The sequence below is a fragment of the Pararhizobium arenae genome (assembly GCF_001931685.1).
In the GTDB taxonomy this organism is placed as follows: Bacteria; Pseudomonadota; Alphaproteobacteria; order Rhizobiales; family Rhizobiaceae; genus Pararhizobium; species Pararhizobium arenae.
In genome coordinates, this window is record NZ_MOOY01000005.1 from 429,341 (window position 1) to 443,676 (window position 14,336).

Sequence of the window (14,336 nt, forward strand, 5' to 3'; positions counted from 1 at the left end):
GCTTACCGCGTCGGAACCGGCGTCTCGCCGCGATAGTCATAGAACCCGCGGCCCGATTTGCGGCCTAGCCAGCCGGCCTCGACATATTTGACCAGCAGCGGGCAGGGGCGATATTTCGAGTCCGCCAGCCCGTCATGCAGCACCTGCATGATCGAGAGACAGGTGTCGAGACCGATGAAATCGGCAAGCTGCAGCGGGCCCATCGGATGGTTGGCGCCAAGTTTCATGGCGGTATCGATGGCATCGACCGTGCCGACGCCTTCATAGAGCGTGTAGATCGCCTCGTTGATCATCGGCAGCAGGATGCGGTTGACGATAAAGGCCGGGAAGTCCTCGGCCACCGTGATCGTCTTGTCGAGCGAGGTGACGAAGGTCTTGGCCGTTGCGAAGGTCCCTTCTTCGGTGGCGATGCCGCGCACGAGTTCCACCAGCTTCATCACCGGAACGGGGTTCATGAAGTGGATGCCCATGAAGCGCTCCGGGCGGTCGGTCGCGGAGGCAAGCCGGGTGATCGAAAGCGAGGACGTGTTGGTGGCGAGAATGGCGTCGGCCTTCAGCACCGGGCAGACCTGGCCATAGATCTTGCGCTTGACGCTTTCGTCTTCCGTCGCCGCCTCGATCACAAGGTCCGCCTGGGAAAGATCGTTGAGGTCGGAGGAGCCCTTGATCATCGAGAGGGCTTTCTTGCGGTCCTCGTCGGAGAGCTTTCCGGCGGTCACAACGCGGGCCATGTTGCCGTTGATTGTGGCAAGGCCCTGCTCTATGCGGTCGGGCGCGATATCGTACAGCTGAACCTTGTATCCGGCCGTCGCCGATACCTGGGCAATACCGCAGCCCATCTGTCCTGCGCCTACGATTCCGATTGTCTTGATCATTGAGCCGGGCTTCCATCATTGCAACCGCCATGTCGGGGTTCGCATGGCGTTGGGTCCGGGTGCCAGTGATAAAGCCATCCGGAGGAAGTTTCCAGCCCTTTTGATGCCTCAATGAGGCGCCTTTGGTCGGATATCGCCAAAGAAAAAGGCGGCCGGCATGAAATCTGCTGGCCGCCTTTGGATTGGTTCGACAAGACTTTTAAAGCGCCTTCTCGAGCTCCGGCAGAATGTCGAAGAGATCGCCGACGAGGCCGTAGTCGGCCACCTGGAAGATCGGGGCTTCCTCGTCCTTGTTAATGGCGACGATGACCTTCGAGTCCTTCATGCCGGCCAGGTGCTGGATCGCACCGGAGATGCCGCAGGCGATGTAGAGCTGTGGTGCAACCACCTTGCCCGTCTGCCCGACCTGCCAGTCGTTCGGCGCATAGCCGGCATCCACCGCCGCGCGAGACGCACCAACGGCAGCCCCGAGCTTGTCGGCGACCGGAAGAATGACTTCCTGGAACTTCTCCGAAGACCCCAGTGCACGACCACCCGAGATGATGATCTTGGCAGAAGTCAGTTCCGGACGATCCGACGAGGACAGTGCGTCCTTGACGAAGGTGGAGAGGCCCGGATCAGCCGCTGCTGAAACACTCTCGACCGAAGCGGAGCCACCATCGCCAGCCGAAGCGAAGGAGGCGGTACGAACCGTAATCACCTTCTTTGCATCCGAGGACTGGACCGTCTGGATGGCATTGCCGGCGTAGATCGGACGCTTGAAGGTGTCGGCAGAGACGACCTCTGTGATCTCGGAGATCTGCGCGACATCCAGAAGGGCTGCCACACGCGGAGCCACGTTCTTGCCGACCGAAGTGGCGGCCGCGATGATCGTGTCGTAGTTTCCGGCGAGCGAGACGATGAGGGCCGCCAAGGGCTCCGCCAGATTGTTGGCGAGGCTTGCATCCTCGGCGACGAGAACCTTGGAAACGCCGGAAAGCTTGGCGGCCTGCTCGGCAACGGCCTTCGAGCCGGCAACCAGCACATGCACGTCGCCGCCGATTTTCGAGGCCGCCGACAGCGCTTTTGCGGTCTGGTCGGACAGGTGGGTATTGTCGTGGTCAGCCAGAAGAAGAATGGCCATGATGTAATCTCCTCAAATCTTCCGGTTTACAGGACGCCAGCCGTCTTCAGGCTGGAAACCAGCTCTGCGACGCTCTTCACCTTGACGCCGGCCTTGCGGCCTTCCGGCTCCTCGGTCTTCAGAACCTTCAGCCGGGCCGTCGTGTCGACGCCAAAATCGGCCGGGGTCTTCTTGTCGAGCGGCTTCTTCTTCGCCTTCATGATGTTCGGCAGCGAGGCGTAGCGCGGCTCGTTGAGGCGCAGGTCGGTGGTGACGACGGCCGGCAGCTTGATGTCGATGGTCTGCAGGCCGCCATCGACTTCGCGGGTCACGGTTGCCTTGCCGTCACCGATCTCGACCTTCGAGGCAAAGGTGCCCTGTGCCCAGCCAAGCAGAGCCGACAGCATCTGGCCGGTCTGGTTCGAATCGTCATCGATCGCCTGCTTGCCGACGATGATCAGGCCCGGCTGTTCGGCTTCCGCCACGCCCTTGACGATCTTGGCGACGGCGAGCGGCTCGACGGCATCGTCCGTCTCCACCAGAATGGCGCGGTCGGCACCCATGGCGAGCGCCGTGCGCAGCGTTTCTTCCGCCTTGGCCGGGCCGACGGAGACGACCACCACTTCCTCGGCCTTGCCGGCTTCCTTCAGCCGCAGAGCCTCTTCAACGGAAATCTCGTCGAACGGGTTCATCGACATCTTCACATTGGCAAGCTCGACACCCGTGCCATCCGGCTTCACCCGGATCTTCACGTTGTAGTCGACGACACGTTTGACGGTGACCAAGATTTTCATGGAATCCTTCCTTCGAGACTTTTGCCGAGAAAATGCGCCTTAACGCAGCGTCCTGATTGTCGATTGGCGACATCGATACGCATTTTTTCTCCAAATACAATTGCCGCCGCCCCCTCCAGGGCGCGATTGCCGGCCGCGACGTTGTATTACGTTTACGTTCAAGTCAATATTTGGGCGCGGAATTTTCCGGATAAATCGGTTCGTGTCGGTGAACGCTTGCCCGGATGGCGGAAAACCCCTGGAAACCCGATGTTTCGCTACGGGCCATGATTTTCCACAATCTTTCGTCAGGAAGGGCGGCCCCACGGTGTCGGCGGTCGCCGCGGGGGCGGTTTCTGCTGTTCGAGCGTCGTCACCGGCGCAGTCACGGGCACAACGGCCTTGGGTGTGACGAGGGTACGATCGAAAAGCGGAACACCTCGACGTCGCAAAACGACAACAAGGATCAGACCTGCAAGGATGCCGCCGACATGCGCGCCCCAGGAGATCGCCCCGCGCGGCTCGAGCGCGAACATCACGAATTGCTGCAGGATCCAAAGAACCAGCGGAATGAAGGCGGGCAGCGGCAGCGGGATTCGGAAGAACACCAGGACCCAGACCCTGACCTTTGGATGCAGCATGAGATAGGCGGCGACCACGCCGGAGATTGCCCCGGACGCCCCGATCAGCGGCGCCTCGGAGGACGTTTCGACAAGGCCATGGGTGAGGGCGCCGGCGGCGGCACAGAGCAGATAAAACACAAGATAGCGAAAATGCCCGAGCGCATCCTCGACATTGTCGCCGAACACCCAGAGAAACAGCATGTTCGAGGCCAGATGCCAGAAATCGGTGTGCAGGAAGGCATAGGTCACATAGGTCGCGCTCTCCGGCACCAGCACGAGGCTCGGCTCCAGCTGGGCATAGTCGAAGGCGAGTGCCGGGATATAACCGAGCCCCAGCACCGTCGCATTGGCGAAGTTCTGCGAGGCCAGCGGCCCCGTCATCAGCCAGATTACAATGTTGATGGCGATCAGCCCGATCGTCACATACTGCACCTTGATGTGCTTCAGGGAGTTCGTGTCATGCAGCGGTATGAACATGGCGTGTCCTGAAGGCGGTGCGTGTGGATAGGGCCGTTTTTGTCGTCAGGCTGCAGCAGATCTGTGCGCCTTGCTGACCTTGACCGTCACCCGACGGTCGAGAGCATTCAAAACGCGTACCAGTCGATCGATCGTAAAACGACCGAGATCGGCATTGCGAATGCGGGACAGATCGGCGGCCGTCACGGTGGCCAGCTTTTCACCCTCCCGCAATGTCAGTTTCCTGCGGTCCAGCGCGGCAATAATTTCTGCCGCCAGCTGCGCCTTCATCATCTTGGTGTCGGCATCCGGGTCGCCGAGGTCGGCATAGATATTGCCGCTTCCGTGAACGACGGCGAAGTCATCATCGATCATCGCAGCATCTCCTCAATTCGCTTCAACCGATACCTGATCAGGTCTACCTCTTTCTGAGGTGTCGCTATGCCCTTGGTGGACTTTTTCTGAAAGGCATGGATGACCCAGAGCTTGTCGCCCAGCTGCACTGCATAAACGACCCGATAGGCATCTGTGCGGTAGGGCAAGGCAATTTCGAGTACGCCTGCGCCTAAGCCTTTCATTGGTTTCGCAATATCGGCCTTCTGGCCCATGCTTGCAATGGCGAGCGCATCCTTCATCCGCTCCTGAACAGCTTTGGGAAAAGCCTCGAAATCCTTCAGCGCCGCTCTGACCCAGGCAATCTCCCTCATAGGCGCATGTTGTCACATACGACAACAGACTGACAAGCCTTTTGTCTTCGATGTCTTTGCTATCGAAGGAAGGTGGTAAGCCGATCTACCTGTTCTTCCCCGGAACCCAAAGCACATCCGAGGCGCCCTTGTCGTTTACCCAGCGGGCGGCAACGAACAGGAAGTCCGAAAGACGGTTGGCATAGGCGATCGCTTCCGCGCTCACCACTTCGCCCTCGATCCGCGCCAGCGCCACCATCAGTCGTTCCGCCCGCCGGGTTATGGTGCGGGCGAGATGCAGCGCGGCCGCGGCCGCGCTGCCGCCGGGCAGCACGAAGGAGCGCAGCGGCGAAAGATCGGCATTCAGACGGTCGATCTCCGTTTCCAGCCGCTCCACCTGGCTGGCGATGATCCGGAGCGGCTCGTAGGCCATCGCCTCACCTGTGTCCGGCGTCGAAAGATCGGCGCCAAGATCGAAGAGATCGTTCTGGATGCGCATCAGCATCTGATCGAGATCGGCGTGTTCTGTCGTGTGCAACCGCGCCAGCCCGATCGCCGAATTCGCCTCGTCGATCGTGCCGTAGGCCTCGACGCGCAGATCGCTTTTCAGGCGGCGCGGTCCGGCGGCCAGTCCCGTCGTGCCGTCGTCGCCGGTCTTCGTGTAGATCTTGTTCAGCTTCACCATGCGATTGTCATCCTTACGACGGGCGTCCGCCGCCGGTAAGCCAGAGGGTCAGCATGATCAGCGCGATGGCGACGGCCTGCAGCACCACGCGCGCCTGCATCAGCTTGTTCGACATATTGCCGCTGCCGCCCTTGGCCATGTTGATGAGGCCGCGCAGGAGAACGATGACCACGAGACCCATGACCAGCAGGGTCAGTCCGGTGAGAAAACTATGCATTGCCTTGCCTTTCCGATCAGCCGAGCCGGCCGATGATGCGATAGAAGAGGCCCGCCGGCAGAAGCTTCTTCAGGAGCGCTCCCTGCTTTGCGGGCGTGGTGACGATGTAATGCGGCTTGGCCACCTTGGCGGTCAAGGCATGCTTCAGAACGCTGTAGACGGCGTCCGGCTCCAGCTTGCCGCGGGCCGGCTTGCTGTCGCCTCTCAGGCGCTTCAACTGCCGCTCGTATTCGGCGGCGTGAACCGAGCCCTTGAGATCGATGAAGCGCTCGATCTGCGTCAGCGCATTGGCGGTAAAGCGTGAGGCGATCGGTCCGGGTTCGATCAGGCTCACCTGCACGCCGCTGCCCTCAAGCTCCATGCGCATGGTCAGCGACAGGCCTTCCAGCGCGAATTTCGAGGCATTGTAGGCCCCGCGCCATTTGTAGGGCACGATGCCGAGAATGGACGAGCATTGCACGATCCGTCCGTGACCCTGAGCCCGCATCGCGGGGATCACACGCCGCGTCAGGTCGTGCCAGCCGATGACATTGGTTTCCAGCTGCAGCCGCAATGCCTCCGTCGGCAGGTCCTCCACCGCGCCGGCCTGGCCATAGGCGCCGTTGTTGAAGAGCGCATCGAGCCGTCCGCCGGTGCGGGCAAAAACGTCGTCCACCAGAACAGATATAGTGTCGCCTCGGGTGTAATCCATGATGATCGTCTCGATGCCGTCAGCCTCCAGCGGGCCACGATCCTCCTCGCGCCGCACGGTTGCGAACACCCGCCAGCCGTCCCGTTTCAGCGCCCGTGCGCACCATGCGCCGATGCCGGAAGAACATCCGGTCACGATGATGCTGGGCCGCGTATCCGTCATTGTTTGTCGTTCCCGGTGGAAATTGCCGTCCGGTTTCCCATATTCGCGATCGGGTGACAATTGCCGGCGCTGCGGCGTATAGGCGCGAACACGCTGTTTTGTCCGGAGAAAGTCCGTGGCTTCGGCATTGAGGCTGGCGCCAACACAAACGCCGGCGCATAAGATGGACGAGGTAAGATGGGATTGTTGGAGAAAGAATGCCGGCCTTCATACAAATAGCCTGGAAGGTCGTCTTTGATGCGCTCTGGCACTTCAGCGAGGATGACGGCTGGGCGATGGCAAGCCATGTGGCGCTGTCGTCGCTGCTGGCGGTTTTCCCCTTCCTGATTTTCGGAACGGCACTCGGCAGTTTCCTGGGCGCGGATCGTTTTGCCGAGACAGCCGTGCACCTGATCTTCGATGCGTGGCCCGAATCCATCGCAAAGCCGGTGGCCGACGAAATCGTGCAGGTTCTGACCATCCCGCGCGGTGGTCTGCTGACGGTTTCGGTGCTCGCCGCCGCCTATTTCGCCTCCAACGGGGTGGAAGCGCTCAGGGTTTCCCTCAACCGCGCCTATAGGGTCTCCGAAAGCCGGGCCTGGTACAAGACCCGCCTTGCCAGCCTTGGCTTCGTGCTGGTCGGCGTCATCGTGCTGGCCTTCGTCAGCCTGCTTCTCGTCGCCGTTCCCCTGCTGCTTGCCCATGCGGATCGCTGGGTGCCGTGGTTGACCGATCAGCTTGCCGCTGTCGACAATTGGGGTCTTGCGCTGGCGCTGGTTACCCTGACCGCAGGCCTGATCATCTCCCATCTCTGGCTGCCGGATGGCCGCCGCAAGATCATGGATGTCCTGCCCGGGGTCGTGCTGACCCTGATTGCCTGGTCGATCGGCGCCTATGCCTTCGCGTCCTATCTCTCGACATTTGCGAATTATGTCTCGACCTATGCCGGGCTCGCCTCGATCATGATCGTGCTGGTCTTTCTCTACATGATCGGCGCGATCTTCATCATCGGCGCGGAGATCAATGCGGCGATCATGAAATACAAGGTCAAGCGCATGGTCATCAGCCATTTTCGCGGTCAGCCTCGGGTCGAAGCGCCTGAAGAGCTAAAGGAGAAGCGCGCGGATATCGGCCGCTGAGCGCCCGGCCGCCCGATAGGCGGCAATGCCCGTTGATCCGTCGCTCTTGGAAAGCTTCTTGCCATCCTTGTCGAGCACCAGCCGGTGATGGTGGTAGACGGGTTCCGTCAGGCCGAGCAACTGCTGCAACAGCCGATGCACCGATGTCGCGTGAAACAGATCATGTCCACGCACCACATGGGTAATACCCTGCAGCGCGTCATCGACAGTCACGGCGAGATGGTAGCTGGAGGGTGCATCCGAGCGGGAAAGCACGATATCGCCCCATTCAGCCGGATCGGCCGCGATCTCGCCGGTTTCGCCATCCGGACCCGCACCGGTTTCCCGCCACGAAAGCGGCCCCTCGATTTCCTTAAGCGCCCTTTCCATATCCAGTCGCCAGGCATGCTGCCGGCCTGTCGCGAGCATGTCGCGCCGTTTTCCGATATCCCACTCCCGCTCGTTGCCCGGATAGTGCGGTGCCCCGTCGGGATCGCGCGGCCAGATTTTTCCGTCGATCTCATAAGCTGTGACTGCCGCCTTGATCTCGCTGCGGCTCATGAAGGAGGGATAGGCGAGCCCCCGCGCGATCAGCCGCTCCAGCATCTCGCCGTACAGCGCAAAGTGCTCCGACTGTCGCCTCACGGGTTTTTCCCAGTTGAGCCCCAGCCAGTTGAGGTCCTCGTAGATCGCCGCCTCGAATTCCGGCCGGCAGCGCGTCGTGTCGATATCCTCGATGCGCAGCAGAAAGCGTCCGTTACATTCTTTCGTCATATCGTGGTTGATGATGGCCGAAAGCGCGTGGCCGAGATGCAGCAGCCCGTTGGGGCTGGGCGCGAAGCGAAACACGGGCTGTTTTGACAAATCGGCGGGCATGGTTTCTTCTCTTGCCACGGAGGATGCCGGCGGCCAAGCGGCAAGACCAACGCATGTCTCGCAAAAGTGTATAGCGGTTTTGCGAAAAGACATGCGCTTCAGGCGCCGGGCAATGGATTGCAGCAATGCGCATCATACGTACCCATGAGGATATTCTGGCGGGCCTTGAAGGTCTGGTAATGCTGGATGCGCGGCTTGAGCATGTCGTCGCGCGGGCAGGGCCGGTGCCGCTGCGTCGCAGCGAGCCGGGCTATGCCGGCCTTGCCAATATCATCGTGTCGCAGATGGTCTCGAAAGCCAGCGCTGCTGCGATCTGGCGGCGCATGGAAGAGCGGATGGAGAGGATCGATGCCGCCGCGATGCTGGCTGCGAGCGATGAGGATTGCCGCTATTTCGGTCTCTCGCGCGCCAAGGCTGAAGCGCTGCGTGCGGTGGCGCGCGCCGAGCTTTCCGGCGATATCGATCTTCAGGCGCTCTGCGAAGCCGAGGGCCATGTGGCGATTCGTGAATTGAGCGCGATCCGGGGTGTCGGCCGCTGGACGTCGGAAGTCTTTCTTCTGTTTTGCGCCGGCCATCCGGACGTGTTCCCGGTGGGCGATATCGCGCTTCAGAATGCTGTCGGCCACGCTCTCTCCCTGGAGGTCCGTCCGTCGGCGCGCGAGCTCGACAGCCTCACGACCGCGTGGTCGCCATGGCGCAGTATAGCGGCCCGGCTTTTCTGGGCGTATTATGCCCATGAGATGCACCGGGATGCCATTCCGGTGGCGATCTCGGCAAAAAAGTGAATCTGCACAGGCTTTTTGCTTTCGGCTTCACAATCCTGACGCAACGCGCCTAATATAGATTTTGCAGATGCCGAATCGATCAGGAGTACAGGTACTTGACGATTGCAGTTTCTCCGCAGGGCCTACCGGCGCTCGTCTTGAACGCCGACTACAGACCATTGAGTTATTATCCCTTGTCGCTCTGGTCCTGGCAGGACGCGATCAAGGCCGTTTTTCTTGACCGTGTGCATATCCTCGCCGAATACGACCATCAGGTTTCCTCGCCGAGCTTCGCCATGCGCTTGCCAAGCGTGGTGTGCCTGAAGAGCTACGTGCAGCCGTCGCGTCATCCGGCTTTCACGCGCTTCAACGTTTTCCTGCGCGACAAGTTCGAGTGCCAGTATTGCGGCTCGCCGGATGATTTGACCTTCGATCACGTCATCCCCCGCTGCTGCGGCGGACAGACGACGTGGGAAAATGTCGTTGCGGCCTGCTCGCCCTGCAATCTGCGCAAGGGCGGCAAGATGCCCCGCAAGGCCGGCATGTTCCCGCACCAGAAGCCGTATCACCCGACGGTACAGGACCTGCACAACAACGGCCGGCTGTTCCCGCCCAACCATCTGCACGAAAGCTGGATGGACTATCTCTACTGGGATGTGGAACTGCAGCCTTAGGATGGTTGCTTAAGTTTGTCAGGGAAAAGTGGGAACCGGTTTTCCCGAAAAGACAAACGAAATCAAAGAAATCTAGACTCTGTCAGGTTCAATCTGAACCTGACAGAGTCTAGTTGATATCATCCGGCAGCACGGGCAGGGGAGCGATCTCGATGCCCTCTTCGAGCAATGCCTCGACCTCCGTCAGCGTTGCCTGACCGATCAACCCGCGCTGCTCGGCTTCGCCATAGTGAATCTTCCGGGCTTCCTCGGGAAACTTTTCGCCTACATCCTCGGAATTTTCGCGGATGGTTTTCACCATTTCGCGGATCTTGGAAGCCACCTCGCGGTGAACCTCGTTGACCATCAGGCTGCGGGTTTCTTCCTTTTTGCGGGCGGTCGCCACCGAAGGCGCCATCAGCTGCTTGGAGATGGAAGCGGAGTTGCAGGACGGACAGGTGACAAGCCCGCGCGCCTGCTGGCCGTCGAAATCGGCAGAGGAGGAGAACCAGCCCTCGAAGGGGTGGCCGTTGTCGCAAACGAGGGCGTATTTGATCACGCCGCGAAATCTCCTGCGGCTGGTGCGATACCGGCAAGCGTGAAGGCCCGGCCATTCCTGAGATTGGGGATTTTCGCGCGGGTGGCGGCAACCTGAGCCGGATCGATTTCAGCCAGCACGATCGCCTCGCCCTCGCCACCGGCTTGCCCGAGCACCTTGCCCCAGGGATCGATGATCATCGAATGGCCATAGGTCGTGCGCCCGTCTTCGTGAAGCCCGCCCTGCGCGCCGGCGATCACGAACATGCCGTTTTCGATGGCGCGGGCACGCAGAAGGATTTCCCAATGCGCCTTGCCGGTCTGTTTGGTGAAGGCCGCTGGCACCGACATGATCTCCGCGCCTGCCATAGCCTGCCTTCGAAAGAGATCGGGGAAACGCACGTCGTAGCAGATGGCAAAGCCGAGCTTGCCGAAGGGCAGATCGGCCATCCTGGCGGTATCGCCCGGCGAATAGGCCGAGCTTTCGCGAAAACTCTCGCCATTGTCGAGATCGACATCGAACATATGGATCTTGTCGTAATGGCAGATTTTCGTGCCGTCCGGGCCGAACAGGAAGCCGCGATTGGCGATCTTGCCGTCGCCAAGGCCGATCGCGGTCGAGCCGACATGGAGATGGATGCCAAGGCTTGCGGCCAGCGCCGAGGCGCGACGCACGATGAGGTCGTCCTCTTCGCCCTTCAGCATGGCGCGAAGGGCGGTTCGGTCGCGCTGCATGGCGCCGGTCATTTCCGGGGTCTGGATATAGGTCGCGCCAAGGCCCGCCGCCTCGCGCACGAGGCGGTCCATCGCATCGGCATTGGCGGCGGTGTCGACGCCCGAGCACATCTGGATGGCGGCAGCCTTGAAGACCATTTTCATGCGTCCTTATGCGGCGAGCAGCGCGTCGAGCTTGCCGGCGCGCTCCAGCGCGTGCAGGTCGTCGCAGCCGCCGACATGGGTGTTGTTGATGAAGATCTGCGGGAAGGTTGTGCCGCCATTGGAGCGCTCGATCATCTGCTGGCGGATGTCCGGGGCATAGGTTGCGTCATGCTCCTCGTATTTCACGCCCTTGGTTTCCAGGAGCTTCTTGGCGGCGGAGCAATAGCCGCAGAACTGACGTGTGTAGATGACAACCGATGCCATGGGTCAAACCTATCCTGACGCCGGCCCTTTGCCGGCTTTCCTCAGTCATATAAGACCGCTCACGGCTCTTGCAAAGGTCAAAACCGTGACGTCGGCGGCACCTGCCCGCTTCAGGGCCCGTGTCGCGGCGCTCACCGTCGCCCCGGTGGTATAGACATCGTCGACAAGAACAATCCGCCGCCCGAAGACGGCAGGCCGCTGGGTTTCGGGCACGGAAAATGCCCCCTGCACATTGTCCCGGCGGGCGGCTTTTCCGAGCCCCACCTGCTGGCGGGTGCGCCGCGTGCGAAGAAGAGCGGTTGCGAGGAAGGGCTTGCCCGAGATGCCGGCGATGGCGCGGGCAAGCTCCGCCGACTGGTTGTAACGCCGACCCCAAAGGCGAAACGCATGCAGCGGCACGGCAACGATGGCTTCGGCGCGGGCCACCTCGCCGTCACTTGCGCGGATCATCCATTCGGCCATCATCTGGGCAAGATCCGTGCGATCGCGGTATTTGAGGTCGTGGACGAGATCGCGGGCGATGCCGTCGTGGATGGCGACCGAGCGCAGGCGATCGAAGACCGGTGGATCCGCGATGGCGTCGGCTGAGAGGATGCCCCGGCCGAGATCGTGGCTGAAGGGAATGCCGAGCACTTCGCAATAGGGGCGCTCGATGAGCTTGAGGCCGCACCAGCAGGCGGCGCAGACCCCGCCATGGCGCGAGACGATGACGCCGCAGCCGGCGCAGACCGGGGGGTAGACGAAGTCCACCGCGGCGGAGCCAAGCCGTCGCAGGCTGCCGGCCCAGCCGGATGCCCGGCTGCGCAGCGACCCTGGAATTTCCCCGCTCTCCCCGTCCATGCGGTTGACATTACGGTCGCACGGGTCTTTTTGCGAGCCTCAATCTGGAGTTCGATGCCGTGGATACCGTTTTCGATCAGGACCTCATCGCCGTCAGGCGCAAGCGGGCGCTGAAGAATGCCGACGACAAGGCAGGCTTCCTGCTCGATATCGCGGCAAGGGAGCTTGCCGAGCGCCTCGATGTCGTCGAGCGCACGTTCGAGACGGCCGTCGAACTGCATGGCTATACGGGAGCGGCTGGCCGCGAACTTCTGGCGACGGGCAAGGTTGCGGCGCTGAAGAGAGTGGAAACCGATCCGGCGTTTGCCGGGGACGCCACGGATTTCAGCGTTTCATCGCTCGAGCATGTGCCGCTTGAACCGGAAAGCGTCAACCTCGTTGTCTCTCCGCTGTCGCTACACCTCACTAACGATACGCCCGGCGTCTTCATCCAGATCCGGCGGGCGCTGAAACCGGACGGACTTTTCCTCGCGGCCATCCCCGGCAGCGGCACCCTGCAGGAACTGCGCGAGGTCCTCTTGGCTGCGGAAGCGGAAATGACTGGGGGCGCGAGCCCCAGGGTCATTCCATTTGCAGACGTGCGGGATATGGGCGGTCTGTTGCAGCGCGCCGGCTTCACCCTGCCGGTCGCCGATACCGAAAGCTACACCGTTCGCTACAGCTCGCTCTTTTCGCTGTTGAAGGATCTGCGGGCCATGGGCATGACCAATCCGCTGGCCGCGCGCAGCCGCAAGCCGCTGTCGAAGGCGTTTTTCCTGCGGGCTGCCGAAATCTATGCGGAGCGTTTTTCCGATCCCGACGGGCGCATCCGCGCCACGTTCTCGATTATCTACATCTCGGGCTGGGCCCCGCATGAAAGCCAGCAGAAGCCGCTCAGGCCGGGATCGGCGCGCACCCGGCTGGCGGATGCGCTGGGTGTCAGGGAAGGCAAGCTGAAGGGCGAGCCGTAAGCCGGCCTCCGCCCTCTTTATCAGTTCGGCGCGTCCGCCATGGCTTGCACGATCTCGTCGAAGACGGCCGTCAGGGAGTCCGCGAAAGCGCCGAAGCCGGCAATCAGCGATACGGCGATCAGGGCTGCGATCAGCCCGTATTCGATCGCGGTTGCCCCGGTCTTGTCCTGCATGAAGCGGGTGAAGGTCCGCATGGGTCTCGATGCCTCTTCGTCATGCCGGGCCAAAACGCCCAAGCTTCATGGGATCATGCCGTTGCGAACCAGGCCGGCGCTGCGCCAGCCAGGCTTCAGCAACCGCTCTTTCCGCCGTTCTCATCGATGATGCAGACGGCGCCCGGCATTTCCTGCAGCACGCTGCGGCGCACGGTGTAACGCTTGCTGCCGCTGCTGGTGGGAATGGAGCCGGTGGAAATATTGTCGTAGTCGAGCGGCGCGTTGGCCAGCACCTTGCCGGTCGTCTTCGACGACAGCATCGGCGTCAGGATCAGCGTCAGGGCGATGACCGCCGTGCCGAACAGCAGCGACAGATTGAGGACGCCGGTGCGCCGGGACTGGCCGGTCGCCAGATCCTTGTCCTGCACGGTTCTCCAGAATTCATCGTCAGCCATTGCCTGCCTCTTAGAAGTATTCGCGATCCGTCAGGGATCGCAGCACCGGCTTGTCCCGGCACACAATCGGCCGCGATGACGGGAATCACCGCGCCATCACACTGCACCGACATTTACTCAGGCTGGATTTTGCCCCGGGGTGATAAACGTTCGATTAACGAAGCGATAATTTCCGGAAAAATTAGAGAAGATCCATCAGGTAGGGGATCAGCGGCTCGTCGGCCGGCGGCATCGGATAGTCGCGCAAGGCCTGCGGGCGTACCCACTTCACCGCCTGTCCTTCCCGCCCGTGGGCAACGCCCTCATAGCGCCGGCAGACATAAAGCGGCATCAGCAGGTGGAAACTCTCATAGGAGTGGCTGGCAAAGGTCAGCGGCGCGAGACACGCGACCTTGGTCTTTATGCCGAGTTCCTCATCCAGTTCGCGGATCAAGGTTTCCTCCGGCGTCTCGCCGGCCTCCACCTTGCCGCCCGGAAACTCCCACAGCCCTGCGAGCGATTTCCCCTCGGGGCGCCGCGCAAGGAGAATACGACCGTCGCTGTCGACAAGCGCGCAGGCGGCAACGAGCAGGATTTTCTGACCGGCGGAACTCATC

General features: G+C 61.6%; 21 protein-coding genes. 4 read left to right on the plus strand and 17 right to left on the minus strand.

Features of this window, described 5'->3' with window-relative positions:
* Window positions 1–2: 2 nt before the first annotated feature.
* The 9 genes from BLX89_RS13780 to BLX89_RS13820 form a co-directional block, all read right to left on the minus strand.
* Window positions 3–875, minus strand: coding sequence for a 3-hydroxybutyryl-CoA dehydrogenase (locus BLX89_RS13780; protein WP_075291460.1), 873 nt, complete (start codon window positions 873–875; stop codon window positions 3–5).
* A gap of 199 nt (window positions 876–1,074) precedes the next feature.
* Entirely contained in the window at window positions 1,075–1,998 is a 924-nt protein-coding gene (locus tag BLX89_RS13785) for an electron transfer flavoprotein subunit alpha/FixB family protein (protein WP_075291461.1), read from the minus strand.
* Between the two features lie 26 nt (window positions 1,999–2,024).
* The gene (locus BLX89_RS13790) at window positions 2,025–2,771 is read right to left on the minus strand and encodes an electron transfer flavoprotein subunit beta/FixA family protein (protein WP_075291462.1); all 747 of its coding nucleotides are present in this window, start codon (window positions 2,769–2,771) and stop codon (window positions 2,025–2,027) included.
* Between the two features lie 287 nt (window positions 2,772–3,058).
* Window positions 3,059–3,850: a rhomboid family intramembrane serine protease gene (locus tag BLX89_RS13795; RefSeq protein WP_075291463.1), complete on the minus strand. Its 792-nt coding sequence runs from the start codon at window positions 3,848–3,850 to the stop codon at window positions 3,059–3,061.
* A 45-nt stretch (window positions 3,851–3,895) separates the two neighbouring features.
* Window positions 3,896–4,204, minus strand: coding sequence for a helix-turn-helix domain-containing protein (locus BLX89_RS13800; RefSeq protein ID WP_075291464.1), 309 nt, complete (start codon window positions 4,202–4,204; stop codon window positions 3,896–3,898).
* Window positions 4,201–4,536 (minus strand): type II toxin-antitoxin system RelE/ParE family toxin, encoded by a 336-nt coding sequence (locus BLX89_RS13805; RefSeq protein WP_075291465.1) that lies wholly within the window; start codon window positions 4,534–4,536, stop codon window positions 4,201–4,203. The genes BLX89_RS13800 and BLX89_RS13805 overlap by 4 nt, the downstream gene beginning before the upstream one ends.
* Before the next feature lie 85 nt (window positions 4,537–4,621).
* On the minus strand, window positions 4,622–5,200 hold the full coding sequence (locus BLX89_RS13810) for a cob(I)yrinic acid a,c-diamide adenosyltransferase (protein ID WP_075291466.1): 579 nt from the start codon (window positions 5,198–5,200) through the stop codon (window positions 4,622–4,624).
* Window positions 5,201–5,213: 13 nt separating this feature from the next.
* Entirely contained in the window at window positions 5,214–5,417 is a 204-nt protein-coding gene (locus BLX89_RS13815; protein ID WP_075291467.1) for a twin transmembrane helix small protein, read from the minus strand.
* 16 nt (window positions 5,418–5,433) lie between these two features.
* Complete coding sequence (locus tag BLX89_RS13820) at window positions 5,434–6,270, minus strand: SDR family oxidoreductase (protein WP_075291468.1); 837 nt, start codon at window positions 6,268–6,270, stop codon at window positions 5,434–5,436.
* 197 nt (window positions 6,271–6,467) lie between these two features.
* Here BLX89_RS13820 and BLX89_RS13825 point away from each other — a divergent pair, with 197 nt between their 5' ends.
* Window positions 6,468–7,388 (plus strand): YihY/virulence factor BrkB family protein, encoded by a 921-nt coding sequence (locus BLX89_RS13825; RefSeq protein ID WP_075291469.1) that lies wholly within the window; start codon window positions 6,468–6,470, stop codon window positions 7,386–7,388.
* On the opposite strand, the gene gluQRS is transcribed toward BLX89_RS13825, so the two are convergent.
* Entirely contained in the window at window positions 7,356–8,243 is an 888-nt protein-coding gene (gene gluQRS / locus BLX89_RS13830; protein ID WP_075291470.1) for a tRNA glutamyl-Q(34) synthetase GluQRS, read from the minus strand. The two genes, BLX89_RS13825 and gluQRS, sit on opposite strands and share 33 nt — an antisense overlap.
* Window positions 8,244–8,368: 125 nt before the next feature.
* Between gluQRS and BLX89_RS13835 the strand changes: the two genes are divergently transcribed.
* Together BLX89_RS13835 and BLX89_RS13840 are read left to right on the plus strand one after the other, a co-directional pair.
* Window positions 8,369–9,028: a DNA-3-methyladenine glycosylase family protein gene (locus tag BLX89_RS13835; RefSeq protein ID WP_075291471.1), complete on the plus strand. Its 660-nt coding sequence runs from the start codon at window positions 8,369–8,371 to the stop codon at window positions 9,026–9,028.
* A gap of 95 nt (window positions 9,029–9,123) precedes the next feature.
* Entirely contained in the window at window positions 9,124–9,681 is a 558-nt protein-coding gene (locus BLX89_RS13840) for an HNH endonuclease (RefSeq protein WP_075291472.1), read from the plus strand.
* 109 nt (window positions 9,682–9,790) lie between these two features.
* Here the strand turns inward: BLX89_RS13840 and BLX89_RS13845 are convergent, their stop codons facing one another.
* From BLX89_RS13845 to BLX89_RS13860, 4 genes are read right to left on the minus strand one after another with little or no spacing between them, the layout of a single operon-like run.
* On the minus strand, window positions 9,791–10,219 hold the full coding sequence (locus BLX89_RS13845; RefSeq protein ID WP_075291473.1) for a DUF1178 family protein: 429 nt from the start codon (window positions 10,217–10,219) through the stop codon (window positions 9,791–9,793).
* Window positions 10,216–11,070 carry a carbon-nitrogen hydrolase family protein gene (locus tag BLX89_RS13850; protein WP_075291560.1) on the minus strand — a complete coding sequence of 285 codons (855 nt, stop codon included), beginning with the start codon at window positions 11,068–11,070 and terminating at the stop codon, window positions 10,216–10,218. Before BLX89_RS13850 ends, BLX89_RS13845 begins: the two co-directional genes overlap by 4 nt.
* 12 nt (window positions 11,071–11,082) lie before the next feature.
* Window positions 11,083–11,340: a glutaredoxin 3 gene (grxC, locus tag BLX89_RS13855; protein WP_075291474.1), complete on the minus strand. Its 258-nt coding sequence runs from the start codon at window positions 11,338–11,340 to the stop codon at window positions 11,083–11,085.
* Between the two features lie 45 nt (window positions 11,341–11,385).
* A complete protein-coding gene (locus BLX89_RS13860) occupies window positions 11,386–12,180 on the minus strand; it encodes a ComF family protein (RefSeq protein ID WP_083637500.1) in 795 nt (264 codons plus the stop codon).
* Window positions 12,181–12,239: 59 nt separating this feature from the next.
* On the opposite strand from BLX89_RS13860, the gene BLX89_RS13865 reads away from it, so the two are divergent.
* On the plus strand, window positions 12,240–13,130 hold the full coding sequence (locus tag BLX89_RS13865) for a methyltransferase domain-containing protein (RefSeq protein ID WP_075291475.1): 891 nt from the start codon (window positions 12,240–12,242) through the stop codon (window positions 13,128–13,130).
* A gap of 20 nt (window positions 13,131–13,150) precedes the next feature.
* Here the strand turns inward: BLX89_RS13865 and BLX89_RS13870 are convergent, their stop codons facing one another.
* The 3 genes from BLX89_RS13870 to mutT all read right to left on the minus strand — a co-directional run bounded on the left by BLX89_RS13870 (window position 13,151) and on the right by mutT (window position 14,335).
* Entirely contained in the window at window positions 13,151–13,324 is a 174-nt protein-coding gene (locus tag BLX89_RS13870; protein WP_075291476.1) for a Flp family type IVb pilin, read from the minus strand.
* Window positions 13,325–13,419: 95 nt separating this feature from the next.
* Window positions 13,420–13,740 carry a hypothetical protein gene (locus tag BLX89_RS13875; protein WP_075291477.1) on the minus strand — a complete coding sequence of 107 codons (321 nt, stop codon included), beginning with the start codon at window positions 13,738–13,740 and terminating at the stop codon, window positions 13,420–13,422.
* 181 nt (window positions 13,741–13,921) lie between these two features.
* Window positions 13,922–14,335 (minus strand): 8-oxo-dGTP diphosphatase MutT, encoded by a 414-nt coding sequence (mutT, locus tag BLX89_RS13880; protein WP_075291478.1) that lies wholly within the window; start codon window positions 14,333–14,335, stop codon window positions 13,922–13,924.
* Window position 14,336 lies beyond the last annotated feature (1 nt).